The sequence below is a fragment of the Motiliproteus sediminis genome, from assembly GCF_017912535.1.
Classification (GTDB): domain Bacteria; phylum Pseudomonadota; class Gammaproteobacteria; order Pseudomonadales; family Balneatricaceae; genus Motiliproteus; species Motiliproteus sediminis.
In genome coordinates, this window is the sequence record NZ_JAERQK010000008.1 from 106,446 (window position 1) to 121,437 (window position 14,992).

The 14,992-nt window shown below is 61.9% G+C and carries 14 protein-coding genes; 11 read left to right on the top strand and 3 right to left on the bottom strand.

Going from position 1 to position 14,992, the window contains the following annotated elements:
* The first annotated feature begins 24 nt into the window (after nt 1-24).
* Entirely contained in the window at nt 25-753 is a 729-nt protein-coding gene (locus tag JJQ76_RS13845; RefSeq protein WP_210397463.1) for a hypothetical protein, read from the top strand.
* On the opposite strand, the gene JJQ76_RS13850 is transcribed toward JJQ76_RS13845, so the two are convergent.
* Nucleotides 729-2,357, bottom strand: a complete 1,629-nt coding sequence (locus JJQ76_RS13850; RefSeq protein WP_210397464.1) for a sensor domain-containing diguanylate cyclase — start codon at nt 2,355-2,357, stop codon at nt 729-731. The two genes, JJQ76_RS13845 and JJQ76_RS13850, sit on opposite strands and share 25 nt — an antisense overlap.
* A 293-nt stretch (nt 2,358-2,650) precedes the next feature.
* On the opposite strand from JJQ76_RS13850, the gene pqqA reads away from it, so the two are divergent.
* From pqqA to JJQ76_RS13885, 7 genes are read left to right on the top strand one after another with little or no spacing between them, the layout of a single operon-like run.
* Nucleotides 2,651-2,722, top strand: coding sequence for a pyrroloquinoline quinone precursor peptide PqqA (gene pqqA, locus JJQ76_RS13855; protein WP_210397523.1), 72 nt, complete (start codon nt 2,651-2,653; stop codon nt 2,720-2,722).
* Between the two features lie 59 nt (nt 2,723-2,781).
* Nucleotides 2,782-3,696 (top strand): pyrroloquinoline quinone biosynthesis protein PqqB, encoded by a 915-nt coding sequence (gene pqqB / locus JJQ76_RS13860; protein WP_210397465.1) that lies wholly within the window; start codon nt 2,782-2,784, stop codon nt 3,694-3,696.
* Between the two features lie 11 nt (nt 3,697-3,707).
* Nucleotides 3,708-4,502 carry a pyrroloquinoline-quinone synthase PqqC gene (pqqC, locus tag JJQ76_RS13865; protein WP_210397466.1) on the top strand — a complete coding sequence of 265 codons (795 nt, stop codon included), beginning with the start codon at nt 3,708-3,710 and terminating at the stop codon, nt 4,500-4,502.
* Nucleotides 4,499-4,780, top strand: a complete 282-nt coding sequence (gene pqqD, locus JJQ76_RS13870; RefSeq protein ID WP_210397467.1) for a pyrroloquinoline quinone biosynthesis peptide chaperone PqqD — start codon at nt 4,499-4,501, stop codon at nt 4,778-4,780. The genes pqqC and pqqD overlap by 4 nt, the downstream gene beginning before the upstream one ends.
* Nucleotides 4,773-5,909, top strand: coding sequence for a pyrroloquinoline quinone biosynthesis protein PqqE (gene pqqE, locus JJQ76_RS13875; RefSeq protein WP_246480816.1), 1,137 nt, complete (start codon nt 4,773-4,775; stop codon nt 5,907-5,909). The genes pqqD and pqqE overlap by 8 nt, the downstream gene beginning before the upstream one ends.
* Nucleotides 5,896-7,878, top strand: coding sequence for an alpha/beta hydrolase family protein (locus JJQ76_RS13880; RefSeq protein WP_210397469.1), 1,983 nt, complete (start codon nt 5,896-5,898; stop codon nt 7,876-7,878). The genes pqqE and JJQ76_RS13880 overlap by 14 nt, the downstream gene beginning before the upstream one ends.
* Before the next feature lie 14 nt (nt 7,879-7,892).
* Nucleotides 7,893-8,696, top strand: coding sequence for an SDR family NAD(P)-dependent oxidoreductase (locus tag JJQ76_RS13885; RefSeq protein WP_210397470.1), 804 nt, complete (start codon nt 7,893-7,895; stop codon nt 8,694-8,696).
* 50 nt (nt 8,697-8,746) lie between these two features.
* Here JJQ76_RS13885 and JJQ76_RS13890 read toward each other — a convergent pair whose 3' ends face one another.
* Together JJQ76_RS13890 and JJQ76_RS13895 are read right to left on the bottom strand one after the other, a co-directional pair.
* Nucleotides 8,747-10,423 (bottom strand): methyl-accepting chemotaxis protein, encoded by a 1,677-nt coding sequence (locus JJQ76_RS13890; protein WP_210397471.1) that lies wholly within the window; start codon nt 10,421-10,423, stop codon nt 8,747-8,749.
* Between the two features lie 42 nt (nt 10,424-10,465).
* The gene (locus JJQ76_RS13895) at nt 10,466-11,389 is read right to left on the bottom strand and encodes a type IV pili methyl-accepting chemotaxis transducer N-terminal domain-containing protein (protein WP_210397472.1); all 924 of its coding nucleotides are present in this window, start codon (nt 11,387-11,389) and stop codon (nt 10,466-10,468) included.
* Between the two features lie 323 nt (nt 11,390-11,712).
* Between JJQ76_RS13895 and JJQ76_RS13900 the strand changes: the two genes are divergently transcribed.
* Genes JJQ76_RS13900 through JJQ76_RS13910 form a run of 3 tightly spaced genes read left to right on the top strand, consistent with a single transcriptional unit; the run spans nt 11,713 to nt 14,949 of the window.
* A complete protein-coding gene (locus JJQ76_RS13900) occupies nt 11,713-12,195 on the top strand; it encodes a DUF3015 domain-containing protein (RefSeq protein WP_210397473.1) in 483 nt (160 codons plus the stop codon).
* A gap of 55 nt (nt 12,196-12,250) precedes the next feature.
* The gene (locus tag JJQ76_RS13905) at nt 12,251-14,089 is read left to right on the top strand and encodes an Lnb N-terminal periplasmic domain-containing protein (protein WP_210397474.1); all 1,839 of its coding nucleotides are present in this window, start codon (nt 12,251-12,253) and stop codon (nt 14,087-14,089) included.
* Nucleotides 14,086-14,949 carry an alpha/beta hydrolase gene (locus JJQ76_RS13910; protein ID WP_210397475.1) on the top strand — a complete coding sequence of 288 codons (864 nt, stop codon included), beginning with the start codon at nt 14,086-14,088 and terminating at the stop codon, nt 14,947-14,949. Before JJQ76_RS13905 ends, JJQ76_RS13910 begins: the two co-directional genes overlap by 4 nt.
* Nucleotides 14,950-14,992 lie beyond the last annotated feature (43 nt).

A 14,992-nucleotide genomic window follows, 5' to 3' on the forward strand; every position in this document is an offset into this window, starting at 1 on the left:
GCGGGGCGCTAGGTGGAGCTGCTGATGACCCCCCCCTCTCATTTTGCTGGCCTGGCAGACGCAGGCCTTAATCTGCAGGCGTTGTTTAATCTGCGGGACTTGCCGGTGACGCTCCAATCTCAGTTGGCAGAGGATGCGGCCGACTGGTCTCAGCTGCTGTTACTGGGCCATGCCGGGCCGACCCTGTGGCACCAGCTAACCGATGCCGGTGCGGTGAGCGGCGATGCAGTTGCTCGAGCGGACCCCATCGACGATTACAGTCGCGCTCAGGTTGCCAGGCTGTTTAACGACGAATTGGCAGGGCATCGCTACCGCATCATTTACCCCGGTAGCGAACGGGTGGCTCTGCAGCAGCTCGGGGCGTTGGCCGGATGGCATCATTCGTCGCCGTTTCGAGTTGGGATCAGTGAGCGCTGGGGCAGCTGGTTTGCCTATCGTGCGGTGGTGTTGACCGATACCGGGCTGCATCCCTTCAGCACGCCGGTGGGCGGTTCTCCATGCAGTCGCTGTGTGGAGCGCCCCTGTATCACGTCCTGCAGTGGTCAGGTGCTGGATCGACCGGACGCCACGGCTGCCTGTATCCGTTTTCGTCTTGAGCACAACAGCCCCTGTGCGGGCCACTGTGCGGCCCGCTGGGCTTGCCCGGTGGCAGTGGAGGAGCGCTACAGTGCGGAGCAGTTCCACTATCACTACCGGCGTTCATTGCAAACCCTCCGCTGTTGGGCGGTTCAGGCTGATTCGATACGGAAGTGATCCCGATCGGCTGGAGCTGATAGTGCGGCGGCGCTAGTGACGCGGTTACGTCCGGCGTCTTTAGAATCGTACAGGGCACGATCGGCGGCATCGAGCAGCATCCGCGCCGGTCCATCGTTGCCGATTGCTGTAGCCACGCCGAGGCTGAGCGTTACCTTGCCGCCGGGGCTGGCGTCATGGATCAGGCAGGCCCGTTCCAGGGCGTGGCGAAGCTTCTCCGCCAGCTGTCTCGCGCCGTCCAGATCGGTGTTCGGTAACAGCACTGCGAACTCCTCGCCACCATAACGGAACAGGGTATCACCGGGCCGATGAATGTGGCGGTTCATGATCTCGGCAACTTGCTGCAGGCACTGATCGCCTTGCAGATGGCCATAGTGATCGTTGAAAGATTTGAAGTGGTCGATGTCGCAGAGAATGACCGACATGGGATGCTGCTGTTGCCGGCTGCGGGTCCAGCAGAGATGCAGGTAATCTTCCAGTGCGCGGCGGTTGGCAATGCCGGTCAGCGCATCGGTGTCGGCGAGCTTTTGCAGACGCCGGCTGTGCATCTGCTTGGCGGCATTCTGGCCTTCAATGCGCTGCAGCAGCTCCTCCAGCGCGATCGACAGGTGACCCAACTCGTCACGCCGTTTGATCCGCGGGCGCAAGCTGTAGTCGTTCCGCTCGACCACCTGCTGCATCACTCGCGACAGATCAGTAATGGGCCGCACGATGGTGCGGTTGAGCAACCAAGCCAACAACAGCAGCATCGCCAGACCTAACCCCGCCGTGGTCATCCAGGCTTTTTGCGCCTGCTGGTAACTCTGCTGGGTGAGGGCGCGCGAGAGGGTTGCGGTCAGCGTCAGGCTGGCGTTGCCATCGGCAGCGTTGAGACGGCGCTGGGCGGCAAGACGCTGGCCTGAGAGTTCGATGAAGCGGGTGTCTCCGCCACGAGTGGCAAAACCGGATCCTTCAACGGGAGCGGCTGACGCGCTCCAGCGATAGTCCAACGTAATCGCTTCCTCTTCGGCAAACCGGCTGACCCGGGCGGCATTAAGTTCACGTGCCATAACCAGCGTACCGGCAACGGGGCCCTCGCCGTCATTGGTCAGGATGGGGCGTGAGGCGACCAGCCATGGACCTTGGGTAGTGATCAGAACCCCGCCCGCGGCGCGTTCAGGCAGCGACACGGCGTTGGAAAATCCTAGTAGCCGGTGGATCGGAGTCAGGTTTTGAGGGGTCAACTGTTCCTGAATTTCGCCCGGTAGGCGCTGGATACTGCGAAAAAAGAGGCGCTGGCCCCGATTGTCGTAGATGGCAAACAGATCGATCTCCACCTGTGGCAGGGTGCCGGAGGGTAGGTGACGGTCGATGTAGGCCGGGTTGGTGCCGCGGGCAAAGCGGTAGCTTTCGTCCCAGATCGCCCAGTCCGTTGCCAGCAGATTAAGGAAATTCAGCTCCTGCTGCAGCCGGTGTTCAAACCGCGCCACGATGCCGTCCGCGCTATGGCGTTCCCACGCCTGGAAGCTCGGCCACACCATCTGCTGACGAATGGCAAAGTCCGCTGCACCATAGAGGCTAAACAGCGTGAGCAGAACCAGCAGGACACGGGTGCGAATCGACATAACGGCCAGGGTCTCGAACGGGAACTAATCCCAGTAAAAGGGTCGGTTAACGCTATCAGGTTGTGGGCGCGATGCAAACGGTCGTTCGAACTAATCAATGTTTTATTGATAAAAAGCAATAACGTTCCCGGCTTGCGTGCTGCCGACCATGCCAGCCAGTACTAACGAACTACGACCAAGGGAGGGTTAATAGCCCTCTATGGTGCGGTGGGGTGATAAATGTCACGGCGTTAGCATGGGATTGTGTCGGTGGGAATGGCCCGCCGTGCTGCTAATAACAAGAGGTACGACCCATGTGGAGCAAGCCCGCTTACACCAACCTGCGTATCGGTTTCGAAGTCACCATGTATTTCAGTAACCGCTGACCGGGTCGCGCCCGGTGACACTCCCGGGCGCGGTTTAACCAAATTCAGGAGGCAGGCCGATGCACATACGGGTTTTGGGTTCAGCCGCCGGCGGCGGTTTTCCGCAGTGGAACTGCAACTGCCGCAACTGCCGCGGCTACCGCGAAGGGCGGATCAACGCCGATGCGCGCACCCAGTCCTCCATTACCCTCAGTGCCGACGGCGAACACTGGCTACTATGCAACGCCTCGCCGGATATTCGTGCCCAGCTGGCCGGATTTGCGCCGTTACAGCCCGCCCGTAAGCTGCGTGATACCGGCATCAATGCGGTGCTGCTGATGGACGCCCAGATCGACCATACCAGCGGCCTGCTGATGCTGCGTGAAGGCTGCCCGCTGGAGGTGTACTGCACCGACCCGGTCTACGACGACCTTTGCAGCGGCTTCCCGATCTTTCCGATGCTGACCAAGTGGAACGGTGGTTTGCAGCGTCATCCCGTTGCGATCGACGGCAGCGGCTTTTCAATACCGGCGCTGCCCGGTGTTGAGATCACCGCGCTGCCGCTGACCAGTCAGCCACCGCCCTATTCGCCGCGCCGTGGTCATCCGGTGTCCGGCGATAATATCGGCATTTTCGTTAGGGACCGGCACAGCGGCGGCAGCCTGTTTTACGCCCCCGGACTCGGGGCTATCGAGCCGCACCTGCTGCCCTGGATGGAACGCGCCGACTGCCTGCTGGTCGACGGCACCCTGTGGACCGATGACGAGATGATCACCAACGAAGTTGGCACCCAGACTGGCCTCTCCATGGGCCATCTGCCGCAATCGGGGCCCGGCGGCATGATCGAGCTGCTCGGTCGCTGGCCGCACAAACGCCGGGTGCTGATCCATATCAATAACACCAATCCGATTCTGGATAACGACTCGCCGCAACGTGCCGAACTGGCCCGGCTCGGTATCGACGTCGCCCACGACGGATTGGAGATCGAACTCTGAGGAGTCCTGCCATGTACGCTGCCGATGCTGCTGTCCCACTTGCACCCGCCGGTTACGATGAGCCACCCTGGGATCGCGACGAGTTCGAGCGCCAGTTGCGTGCCAAGGGGGCCTGTTACCATATTCATCACCCCTTCCATATCGCCATGCACCAGGGGCGCTGCTCACCGGAACAGATCCGCGGTTGGGTGGCGAACCGCTTCTATTATCAGGTCAATATTCCGGTCAAGGATGCCAATATTCTGGCCAACTGCCGGGATCGCGACGAACGCCGCCTGTGGGTGCAGCGTATTCTGGATCATGACGGCTACGGCGAGGCCGAGGGCGGGATCGAGGCCTGGTTGCGACTCGGTGAAGCCTGTGGCCTGCCGCGTGACGAACTGCTGAGCCAGCAGCATGTGCTGCCGGGGGTGCGCTTTGCCGTTGATGCTTATGTTAACTTTGCCCGCCGGGCGAGTTGGCAGGAGGCCGCCTGCTCCTCGCTGACCGAACTGTTTGCCCCGGAGATTCATCAGTCGCGGCTGGATACCTGGCCGCAAAACTACCCCTGGATCGAGTCCCACGGCCTGCAGTACTTCCGCAACCGCCTGACCGAAGCACGGCGTGATGTGCAGCATGGTCTACGGGTGACGCTGGACCACTTTACCCGCCGCGACCAGCAGGACCGGGCGCTGGATATCCTTCAATTCAAGCTCGATATTCTCTGGACCATGCTTGATGCCATGAGTATGGCGTATGAGCTTGAGCGTGCGCCGTACCACAATATCGACCAGTCCGTAACCTGCCACCGGGGGATCTACCGGTGAGCGCGCTGGCGTTGCCGGCGGCGGTACCGGCGCTCAATCGCCACTTCCGTTTTCAGTGGGAACCGGCGCAAGACTGTTACGTACTGCTCTACCCGGAAGGGATGGTCAAGCTCAATGGCCCGGCCGGCGAGATCCTCGCCTGCGTCGATGGTGAGCGCGATGTGGCCGCCATCATCGCCTGCCTGAAAGCCCGGTTCCCCGAGGCCGACGGCATTGAGCAGGATATTCGCGAATTTCTCGGAGATGCCCATGAGCAGCGCTGGATCGATTATGCCTGACTCCGCCCCGGGCGAGGTCAGCAACCCGTTGTGGTTGCTGGCAGAACTGACCTACCGCTGCCCGTTGCAGTGTGCTTACTGCGCCAACCCGGTAGCGCTGCGTTACAACGATGAACTGGATACCGACGACTGGCTGTCGGTGTTCGAGCAGTCACGCGCATTGGGAGCGGCTCAGCTGGGTTTTTCCGGCGGCGAGCCGCTGCTGCGTCAGGACCTGGAAATCCTGATCAGGAGTGGGCGGGAGCTGGGCTACTACACCAATCTGATCACCTCCGGCATTGGCTTGAGCGAGGCTCGCATCGCCGCCTTTCGTGAGGCTGGCCTCGATCATATCCAGGTCAGCTTTCAGGCTAGCGATGAAGAACTCAACAATCGCATCGCCGGCAGCCGCAAGGCGTTTGCGCAGAAATTGGCGATGGCGCAGGAGGTTAAGGCCCAGGGCTACCCGATGGTGCTTAACTTCGTGATCCACCGCCAGAATATCGAGCAGATCGACCGTATCATCGAACTGTCGATGGAGTTGCAGGCGGATTACGTGGAGTTGGCCACCGCCCAGTACTACGGCTGGGCGCTGTTGAATCGGGACCACCTGTTGCCCACGCGGGCGCAATTGGAGCGGGCCGAAGCGGTCACCAATGACTACCGTGCCCGGCTTAACGGCAGCGGTCCCAAGCTGATCTTTGTGACCCCCGACTATTACGAGGAGCGCCCCAAGGGCTGCATGAACGGCTGGGGCAACCTGTTTCTGACCATCACCCCGGATGGTACTGCGCTGCCCTGTCACAGCGCCCGTGAACTTCCAATCGATTTTCCCAACGTGCGCCAGACCAGGGTCGAAGAGATCTGGTATCGCTCCAACGGCTTCAACCACTTCCGGGGCTACGAGTGGATGAAAGAACCTTGCCGCTCCTGTAGCGAGAAAGAGAAAGACTTCGGCGGCTGCCGCTGTCAGGCGTTCGCCATGACCGGCGACGCCGCCAACGCCGATCCGGTGTGCAGCAAATCACCCCACCACCACCTGATTACCGACGCCCGCGAGCGGGCGGAGCAGGGCATGCAGCAGCAACCGTTGTTGCTGCGCAACCACCACAACAGCGCGGAGGCGGAGCGACTGATTGCCAAAGGGTGACGCGATACCCCAAAGGGTGATTGATGCCGCCAGTCAGGCGGCGCAAAACAGCCAGCAACGGGCCGAGCTCAAGCTCGGCTTTGGCCGTTGTGGCTGGCTGCAAACGGATCCCGCTGCCGGTGTAGTCAGCTTATGGGCGCTGCGCATTGCCGAGGCCGGAAGCGGCCGCGGATCGTGCGCTGCTGCGGTCCGCCTGACACCGGCCCGGTTCAGCGTCCGTTCGCGGGTGCATGAGTACGGTGGTGGTGCCTGGGTACCGGGCCCTGAAGGTGCCTGGTTCGTCAACGACCGAGATCAGGGGATCTATCTGCAACCTTGGAACGGTGAGCCTCCCCAGTTGTGGTGGCGCGCGACGGCGTGCCGTTACGGCGATCTGGTGCTGGATGAGGCGCATCAGCGCCTGCTGGCGGTGGAGGAGCAGCACCGGGATGGCGAGGTGACGAACCGGCTGGTGGCGATCTCCCGGATCTGTCCCCAGCGGCTGGTGCTTGCAGAGGGCGCGGATTTTTACGCTGCACCGGCACCCTCCCTGAACGGCCAGCAGTTGGCGTGGTTGGAGTGGGATCACCCCCTCCAGCCCTGGACCGCCACCCGCCTGCAGTTAGCCTCGGTCGCTGGCTCAAATCTTGACCCGGTGGCGGGTTCCCTCACCACCCTGGTAGACGGCTGCAAGGCTGCTTCCCGCACAGTGAATGGTGAATCCTTGCTGCAACCCCGTTTTGCCGCCGATGGTGCGCTGTGGGTAGTCAGTGACCGCAGTGGCTGGTGGAACCTCTACCGGATCGATCTGCCCCGGGGCGACAGCTCGTTGAGAGGCATGCTGCCGCTGGTGGCGGAGTTCGCTGCGGCGCCCTGGCAGTTGGGCGGGCAGCATTACGACCTGATCGATGCCGAGCAGCTGGTCGCTGGATTTCTCGATCGGGGTCGGGCGCGCTGGGGGGTATTGAACTGGCGTCAGCAGCGCTGGCAGCCGCTGCCCGGTAACTGGGGCGAACTGGCCGCGGTCCAGACGGACGGTGAGTATGGCTATGCGTTGGCTGGTGATGATCGCCAAACCGGTCGTTTGATCCGCAGCCCACTAGTAAACCCCGCGACATCCGCACAGCCGCAGACGCTGCTGGCCGGGTTTGGCGATGATGCCACGCAGCCAGCGCAACCCTTCAGCTGCGGCGCGGGCCGTGCCCGGGTGCATGGCTTCTATTACCGCGCCGCTAACCCTAACGGTTGCCTGCTGGTTCACCTTCACGGCGGCCCCACGTCCTACCGGGCGGCGGTTTACGACCGGCAGCGCGCGTTCTGGCTGGAACAGGGTTACAGCCTGGTTGAGCCGAATTATCGTGGCAGCAGCGGCTATGGTCGCGGCTACCGGTTGCAGCTTCACCATCGCTGGGGTGAGATCGACAGCGACGATGCTACTACCGTCGCCCGTCATGCCATCGAACAGGGCTGGGCCCAGGTCGGTGCGGTGGCGGTGCGTGGCAATAGTGCCGGCGGTTATACCCTGTTGCGGGCACTGCAGCGCCAGTCACACCCCTTTGCCGCAGCCGGCTGTCATTACGGTATCGGCGACCTCGCCAATCTGGCGCGCCATACTCACAAGTTCGAAAGTCGCTATCTCGACTGGCTGATAGGTGACCCCCAACATCAGCGCCACCGCTACCGCCAGCGCTCGCCGTTACTGTCGGCTGATTCCCTGACGACGCCGGTGATCTTTTTCCAGGGCAGCGACGACCGGGTGGTGCCAGCCGAGCAGACCTACAGCATGTACTGCGCACTGCAAGCGAACGGGGTGGCGTCCCGTTTTCTACTGCTGGAGGGCGAGGCGCATGGCTTTCGCCGCGCCGACAGCCGCGCTAAGGTGCTTCAGGCGGAGTGGGCGTTCTATCAGCGTCATCTGCGCCAGGGGGCGGCAGTCGACGATGTTGCCGGCTCGGAAAGGGTCACCGCACAGCGTGAGGGCAGAGCATGAGCAGGTTGTTCAGTATGAGTGGCAAGGTAGTGCTGGTTACCGGCGCCGGCGCCAACGGCGGCATCGGTCACGCGCTGGCGCTGGGGTTCGCCGAGGCCGAAGCACAGCTGGTGGTAGCCGACATCGATGCCGAAGGGCTCGATCAGACCTTGCGCCAGCTGCAGGCTTGCGGCACCAAGGCGAGAGCCTTGCCTTGTGATATCAGCGATGGCGAGCAGGTCGCCGCGCTGTTCGCGTCGGTGGCGGCCGAGGAGGGGCGCCTCGATGTGCTGGTCAATGTGCCCTTTGCCTTTCCCAGTCGGGTCAAACCACACCAGTTGGCGTTTGAGGACTGGCAGCGGACACTTGATGTCAGCCTCAGTGGCTACTTTCGTTGCTGTCAGCAGGCGCTGGCGCTGATGTTGGCTCAGGGCGGCGGCAGTATCATCAATATCGGTTCCAATGCCGGGGTGTCGGCGCTGGGGCGGGGGGCGATGCCCTACGCCTGCGCCAAGGCGGCGGTGCACCAGTTGACCCGGGAATTGGCGGTGGAGTATGCCGGGCAGGGGATTCGTTGCAACGCACTGCTGCCGGCCCAGGTACTGACCCCGGGTTTGAAAGCGCATCTGAACGACCCGGATTTCCAGCAGCGGGTGCTGCCGGCGATCCTCAAGGGTCTGCCCCAGGGCAAACTGCTGGAACCGGAGGACCTGGTCGGGCCGGCGCTGTTTCTGGCATCAGACGCCGCGCGCGCGGTCAACGGTGCACTGTTGCCGGTGGATCAGGGTAATACGGCACTGAATGCCGGCGGCAGCCACAACTGGACCGGGCCGCAGTGAGTCCGGCCAAGAGCCGTCGGTGCCGCCATCATGGCCCTCCCTGACAGCTGTCAGATACGGAACTGCGCCAGTTGGCGTTGCAGTTGCTCGCTCAGCTGGCTGAGTTCGCGACTGGTGGTTTCACTTTGGCGCACCCGCTCGGCCGTGCTACGCGACAGGTCGCTGACCTGAATGACGTTCTGGTTCACCCCGTCGGTGGTGGCTGTCTGCTCTTCAGCGGCGCTGGCAATCTGGGTGCTCATGTCGGTAATCCGGGTTACCAGGTCGGCTATCTCGGTCAGCGCATGGCCGGTCTTGTTGGTCTCCTCCACGGTCTGGTTGCTGCTTGCGTGGCTGGTCACCATCACCTCGACCGCGCGCTCGGCCTGGGCCTGAATCTCGCTGATGATGCGGTTGATATCCTGAGTGCTGTTTTCGGTCTGGCTGGCCAGTGCTCGCACTTCGTCGGCGACCACCGCGAAGCCGCGCCCCTGATCACCGGCGCGGGCAGCCTCGATGGCGGCGTTAAGAGCCAACAGGCTGGTCTGCTCCGAGACTCCCTTGATCACCTCCAGCACTGCGTTGATGTTGGTGGTTTTGGCATTGAGATCGTTAATGACCTGCACCGCGTTTTCAATTTCTGACGCCAGGTGCGAGACGGTGCTGACGGCGTGATTGACCACTTTGCGCCCATCTTCGGCATGGCGCTGGGCGGAGTCGGTGGCGTGGGACGTGTCTACGGCATTGCGCGCGACTTCGTGCGCGGTGGCGGCCATCTGGTTGATCGCAGTAGCGATCTGGTCGATCTCCAACTGCTGGGCCTGAATATCGCGGCTATTGTGCTGGGTGATCTCGTAGGCTTCAGCCGCCGCGCTGCTCAGGCGTTGCGATGAGGCCTCGACCTGACGCAGCAATCGCTGCACCTTTTCCACGAAGTGATTGAACGCATCGGCGATTCGGGCCATCTCGTCATCGCTCTTGACCTCCAGGCGCTGGGTGAGGTCCCCCTCGCCATCGGCTATATCCTGCATCATGGCAACCGTGCGGTTGATGGGCAGGATGACCGAGCGCAGACTGATCAACAGCGATACGCAGGCGATCAACAGTGAGCCGATCATGCCGGACACAATCAGGTTGCGTTCAAAGTGGATCTCGCCCTGAAAGCCGGTAGCCAGAGACCGAATGCCGGTGTTGGCGTCCAGGGTTGACTGAGCCAACGTGACCTGCTCGGCGACCTGCTGGTTAACCGCCTTGACCTTGTCGGCGGCGCTACCGACGGCGCGACTGAACTGGTCCATGCTGCGTACCGTGGCGGCGGCGTTGATCATCCCTTCCCGCTGCAGTGTTTCCTGAATGTTGCCGATCTCGTCGGCAATGTCATCCAGCGCGTCGCGAGCCGGCCCGCCGTCGAGCTCTTCACCGATATAGCCGACCTCCTCGGCCAGGTCGGCCAGAGTATCGTTGATCTGGCCCATCTTGCGTTCCAGCAGTTTGGCCCGCTGGTTCGCAACGATGATGCCCTCGGCAGTGGTCTGCATCTCGGAGGTGACGCTATCCAGTTCGCTACTGGCAGTGGCGGTGCTCTGCTGGGCACGGGTAGAGTTGTCCACCCCCACCTTTGATCGTTGCACGACGTCGGCGAACCCCTCATTGAGATGGTTGAACGAGAGCAGGGTGATGCCGCTGGTGACCAGCAGCAGCGTGGCGGTGGCAACGCCACCGGCCAGCAGTTTGGTTTTGATCAACATCGTCAGCTCCTTCTGCGCGTTGAGGCCCACCGCGGTCCGCTATTACTTGGCGGATTCCTGTTCATACATCTTCACCGCGGCATTCATCTCTTTCAGTAGCGGCAGATTGATCTCTGCCACCTTGGCGACCATGCTCGGGGAGATGCTGGCCGTGGTGGGATTGGCAGCTTGCTCCATCATTGGCTTGAACTCGGTCCAGATCGCCTGAACTTTGCCCAGCTGTTCCCGGATTGCCGGCTGCGACGTGCCGGGCAGACCCAGGGTGTCATCGCCGTCCAGCAAGCCCTTCAGGGTTCGTTCGAACAGGCTGTAGGTTTCCAGCAGGTTGAGTTTGTTGTCTTCGGGTTCATGGCCGTAGGCGATCAGCAGAAACTCTTTGCTCATTTTCTGGCTGAGCATGCGCTGCTTGCCCGACAGGTTGATGGTGGCAGCCAAGGCGGGATCCGCCTTCAGGCCGTTGGCGGACGCGTCTTTCTCGTACAGGCCCACCGCTTTGTTCATCTCCTTCAGCAATGGCAGGTTCAGTTGGGCAATCTGAGCAATGTCCGCCTGGCTGGCGCTGCCATTGGCACTGATGCGGTCGATGGCCGGACGGAACTCCGCCCACAGCTTATCGATTTTGTCGAGCTGGCGCAGAATCCGGGAGCTGCTGGTCGGGGGCAGACCCACCGCCGGATCACCATCGCGCAGGCCCTTGAGGGTGGTATTGAACAGGGCCGCCGTCGCCTTGAGGTTGTTGGCATTGCCGGACTGGTCGACCTCCAAGGCAACCAGTACGGCCTCTTTGCTCATTTTCTGGGTCAGCATGCGCTGGCGTCCGGACAGATTGAGCACGACACCGTATTCGGCTGCCGTCGGGCCGTCAGCGGCGTGGGCCGCGGGAATACCGCTCAGTGCGGTGATACAGGCGGCACTGATAAGCAGGGGGCGGACTAAAAAAGAACGGATAAATTGTAGGGTTTTCATGATCGATCATCCTTGTCGAAAGCGAATCTTTTGAAAACCAACGAGCAGACTGCATTCCTTGCAGGTGGTGACCGCGACTATAGCAGACGGTGGTTCAGGCGCACTTGATCTTGGGCAATTCTGCCTCGCTCGGTGGTGGAGGCATGCCGGTGGCCTCGGTAGCTGAGGCCTGGCTGTACACAGACTGATCAATGGCGGCCATTTCTTGCTATTTATTTGACTTTTCGCCGAATTCGGCGAATAACTTCCCGAGTATCTTCGGAGCTGGCGAGTCTGATGTTCGGGCTCCGGGTTGTGTCAATGTCGAAAAAAAGGATTTATCTATGAAGCGTTTAGTTCTTGCTACGTCTCTGGTCATTGCTTCTTCTACCGCTTTTGCCGAAGCCCCGGGCGGCCCCAACTGTGGTTGGGGTAACATGTTGTTTGACGGCTCCTCCGGTCTGCCTGCTCACGTAATGGCTTCGCTTACCAACGGCACTACGGGTAACGCGACCTTTGGCATGACCTCTGGTACCAACGGCTGTGACGCCAATGGCACACTGACATACGGCGGTCAGAAGTGGATGGGTCTGGCGGCGGTGATGGATGAGTTTTCCGAGGACGTTGCCCGCGGCGAAGGTGAAGCCTTGAACGCGGTCGCAGTAATGATCGGCGTTGCCCCGGAAGATCGCGAGCATTTTGCTGCGGTCACTCACCAGAACTTCTCCACCATCTTTACCAGCGAATCGGTGACCGCAGAAGATGTGGCTCGCAACCTGGATGAGGTTATGAAAGCAGACGCGCGCCTGAATCGCTACGCGTCCTGATCCCCACAAGCCCCTGTTCGCAGGGGCTTTTCTTTGTCTCAATTTTGCCTATTTGATGAATCGCATCCTGATTGGCGCGTTGTGTGCGCTACTGATGCCGGCGGTTGCCGGTGCTTCATCCCTCAAACAACTTGCAGAGTCGCCCTATTGGCAGAGGCTGCTGCATCTCGATGCCGGCGGTCGCAGCCGGGTCGACGATGAACGTTTTTTCCTGGCCGGCCGCTCCGATCCCAGTGCGCTTGAGGAGTTGGTTGCCATGCGCGACGCGGCCAGCGCCGAAACTGATGACCCCCGCACGCATCCGCGCTGCCGCTATCCGGCCCGCTATCGCTGGCTGCAGCAGCAGGGGGTGATCGACGCCAAAGCCTTGCCGGCGATCCGTTGTCCTGACTATGAAGAGTGGCGTGCCCAGGTCAACGCAACCCGGGTCAGTCTGATATTCCCGGCGGCCTATATGAACAGCCCGTCATCCATGTATGGGCACACCTTTCTGCGCTTTGATCCGGAAGACGCCGAGTCGGGCTCGCTGTGGCTCTCCTGGGCGCTCAACTTCGGTGCCAACATCACCACCGAAGACAACTCGTTGCTATATGCCTACAAGGGCCTGTTCGGTGGTTATCCCGGTCAGTTCAACATGATGCCCTACTACCGCAAGATTCAGGAGTACAACCGCATGGAGAATCGCGACATGTGGGAGTATCCGCTCGACCTCAGCGCGGCGGAAGTGGATCAGCTGCTGGAGCATGTGTGGGAACTGAAGGATATCAACTTCGATTATTTCTTCTTTGACGAGAACTGTTCGTTTCAGCTGTTGGAACTGCTGGACCTGATTCGGCCCGAGGCGCGGCTGACCGAGGGCTTTGATCTGCATGCGATTCCGGCGGATACGGTGCGGGCGGTGGTCAACGCCGGCATGGCGGGGGAGGTGGTCTACCGGCCGGCCAATCGTACCCGCTTTGACGCCCTGGTCGCTGACTTCAGTGACGATGAGATCGACCGCCTTGAGGCACTGACGCGGGCACCGGAACAGGCTGATCAGCTGCTGTCGGCGGTCCCTGTTGAACGCCGACAGCAGCTGGTGCAGGGGGCTTATGATTATCTGCGGTTGCAACAGGATGGCGCGGTCCGGGACGAAGACGCCAACCGGCGCAGCTATCGCCTGCTGCAACTGTTGAATCAGCAACCACGGGCCCCGTTGCCGCAGCCAGTGATGCCGACCAATCCGGTCAACGGGCACTATTCCGGCTTGCTCCGCGTGGGGGCAGGACAGCGCGCCGAGCGTGATTTTATCGAGCTGGGAATCCGCGCGGCCTATCAGGATCTGCTGGACGCCGATGACGGCTTCCCTGAAGGGGCCGAGCTGGAGATGGGTGAGCTGGCGCTGCGGTACTATGCCGGCGGTAACCTCAAGCTGGAGCTGCTGGATCTGGTATCGATTCGTTCGTTGCCGCCCCGTTCGGCCCTGTTCTCACCCTGGTCCTGGCAGGTGCGGGCCGGGCTGGAGCGGGTCCACAGTGATGCCGCATCTGGCGATAACCTGGTCGGTCAGGTTGCCGGTGGCGGTGGCGTCACCTACGATCTTAACCGGCAGCGCACGTCGCTGTTTGCGCTCGCCACCGGCCGACTGGAGTTTAACGACCGGTTTGACCCGGCGCTGACGGCAGGTATCGGTACCAACTTCGGGGTGCGGCACAAGGGCCGATGGGGCCAGGGCATCGCCGAGTACAAGCTGATGCAGCTAACCAACGGTCAGTTGCGGCAACGCTTCGATCTTGGCATGCAGTGGAATGTTGGCCGCCAGCAGGGGCTGCGGGCCGGTTACGTGCACCGTCAGCACGATGACGGTAGCTACGATAACGCCCTGCTGGTCGAGTATCGCCATCACCTGTTATGAAACGATTCGGACCGCTCCCCGTCACCTTGTTGCTGCTCACGCTGCTGCTGGGTGGCTGCGGCTCCCCCTCCCAGCTGCTGTTCTACCCGATGAAGCCCTGGGTACAGACCCCAGCCGATATGGGGCTGCTGTATCAGGATCTGTATCTCACCACCGCCGATGGTACCCGGCTGCATGGCTGGTATCTGCCCGCTGTGGGAGAACCCCGGGGGCAACTGTTGTTCCTGCACGGCAATGCCGAGAACATCAGCACCCACGTGGCCAATGTGGCCTGGCTGCCTGCCGAGGGCTATGGCGTACTGGCGCTGGATTATCGCGGCTATGGTCGTTCCGACGGGGTTGCGATGCTGCCGGCGGTGTTCGAGGATCTGAGTGCCGCCAGCCAGTGGTTGTTTACCCACACGCCGCCGCCCTGGATTCTGCTGGGGCAGAGTCTGGGCGGGGCGCTGGCGGCGGGATTCATCGACCGGGCCGATGCGGCACCCTTTGATGGGTTGGTGCTGGATGCTCCGTTCGCCCGTTATCAGGACATCGGCCGCCATGCTCTTAGCCGCGGTTGGCTGAGCCGCTGGCTGCTGGCTCCGGCGGCGCGTTTGCTACCGGAAGAGTACGATCCTGTCGATCACCTGCCCCGGCGCTCGTTGCCGTTGCTGGTATTTGCGAGTCCCCATGACCGCGTCGTGCCCTTGGCCCACACTCGGGAGCTGTTCGCCGCGGCACGAGAACCCAAGCAGCTGCAGCTGCACTCGCTGGGGCATGCCGCTACCTTCAATGACGCCGCCCAGCGCCGGCAGCTGCTAGCCTTTCTGGCCGGGATAGAACCGGGTAGCGCAACTCAGGGGCCGGGCGGGCAAGAGTGACGCGTTTACCTGCTGTCCCGGCTGCCGAACGGGGTGAAGATCC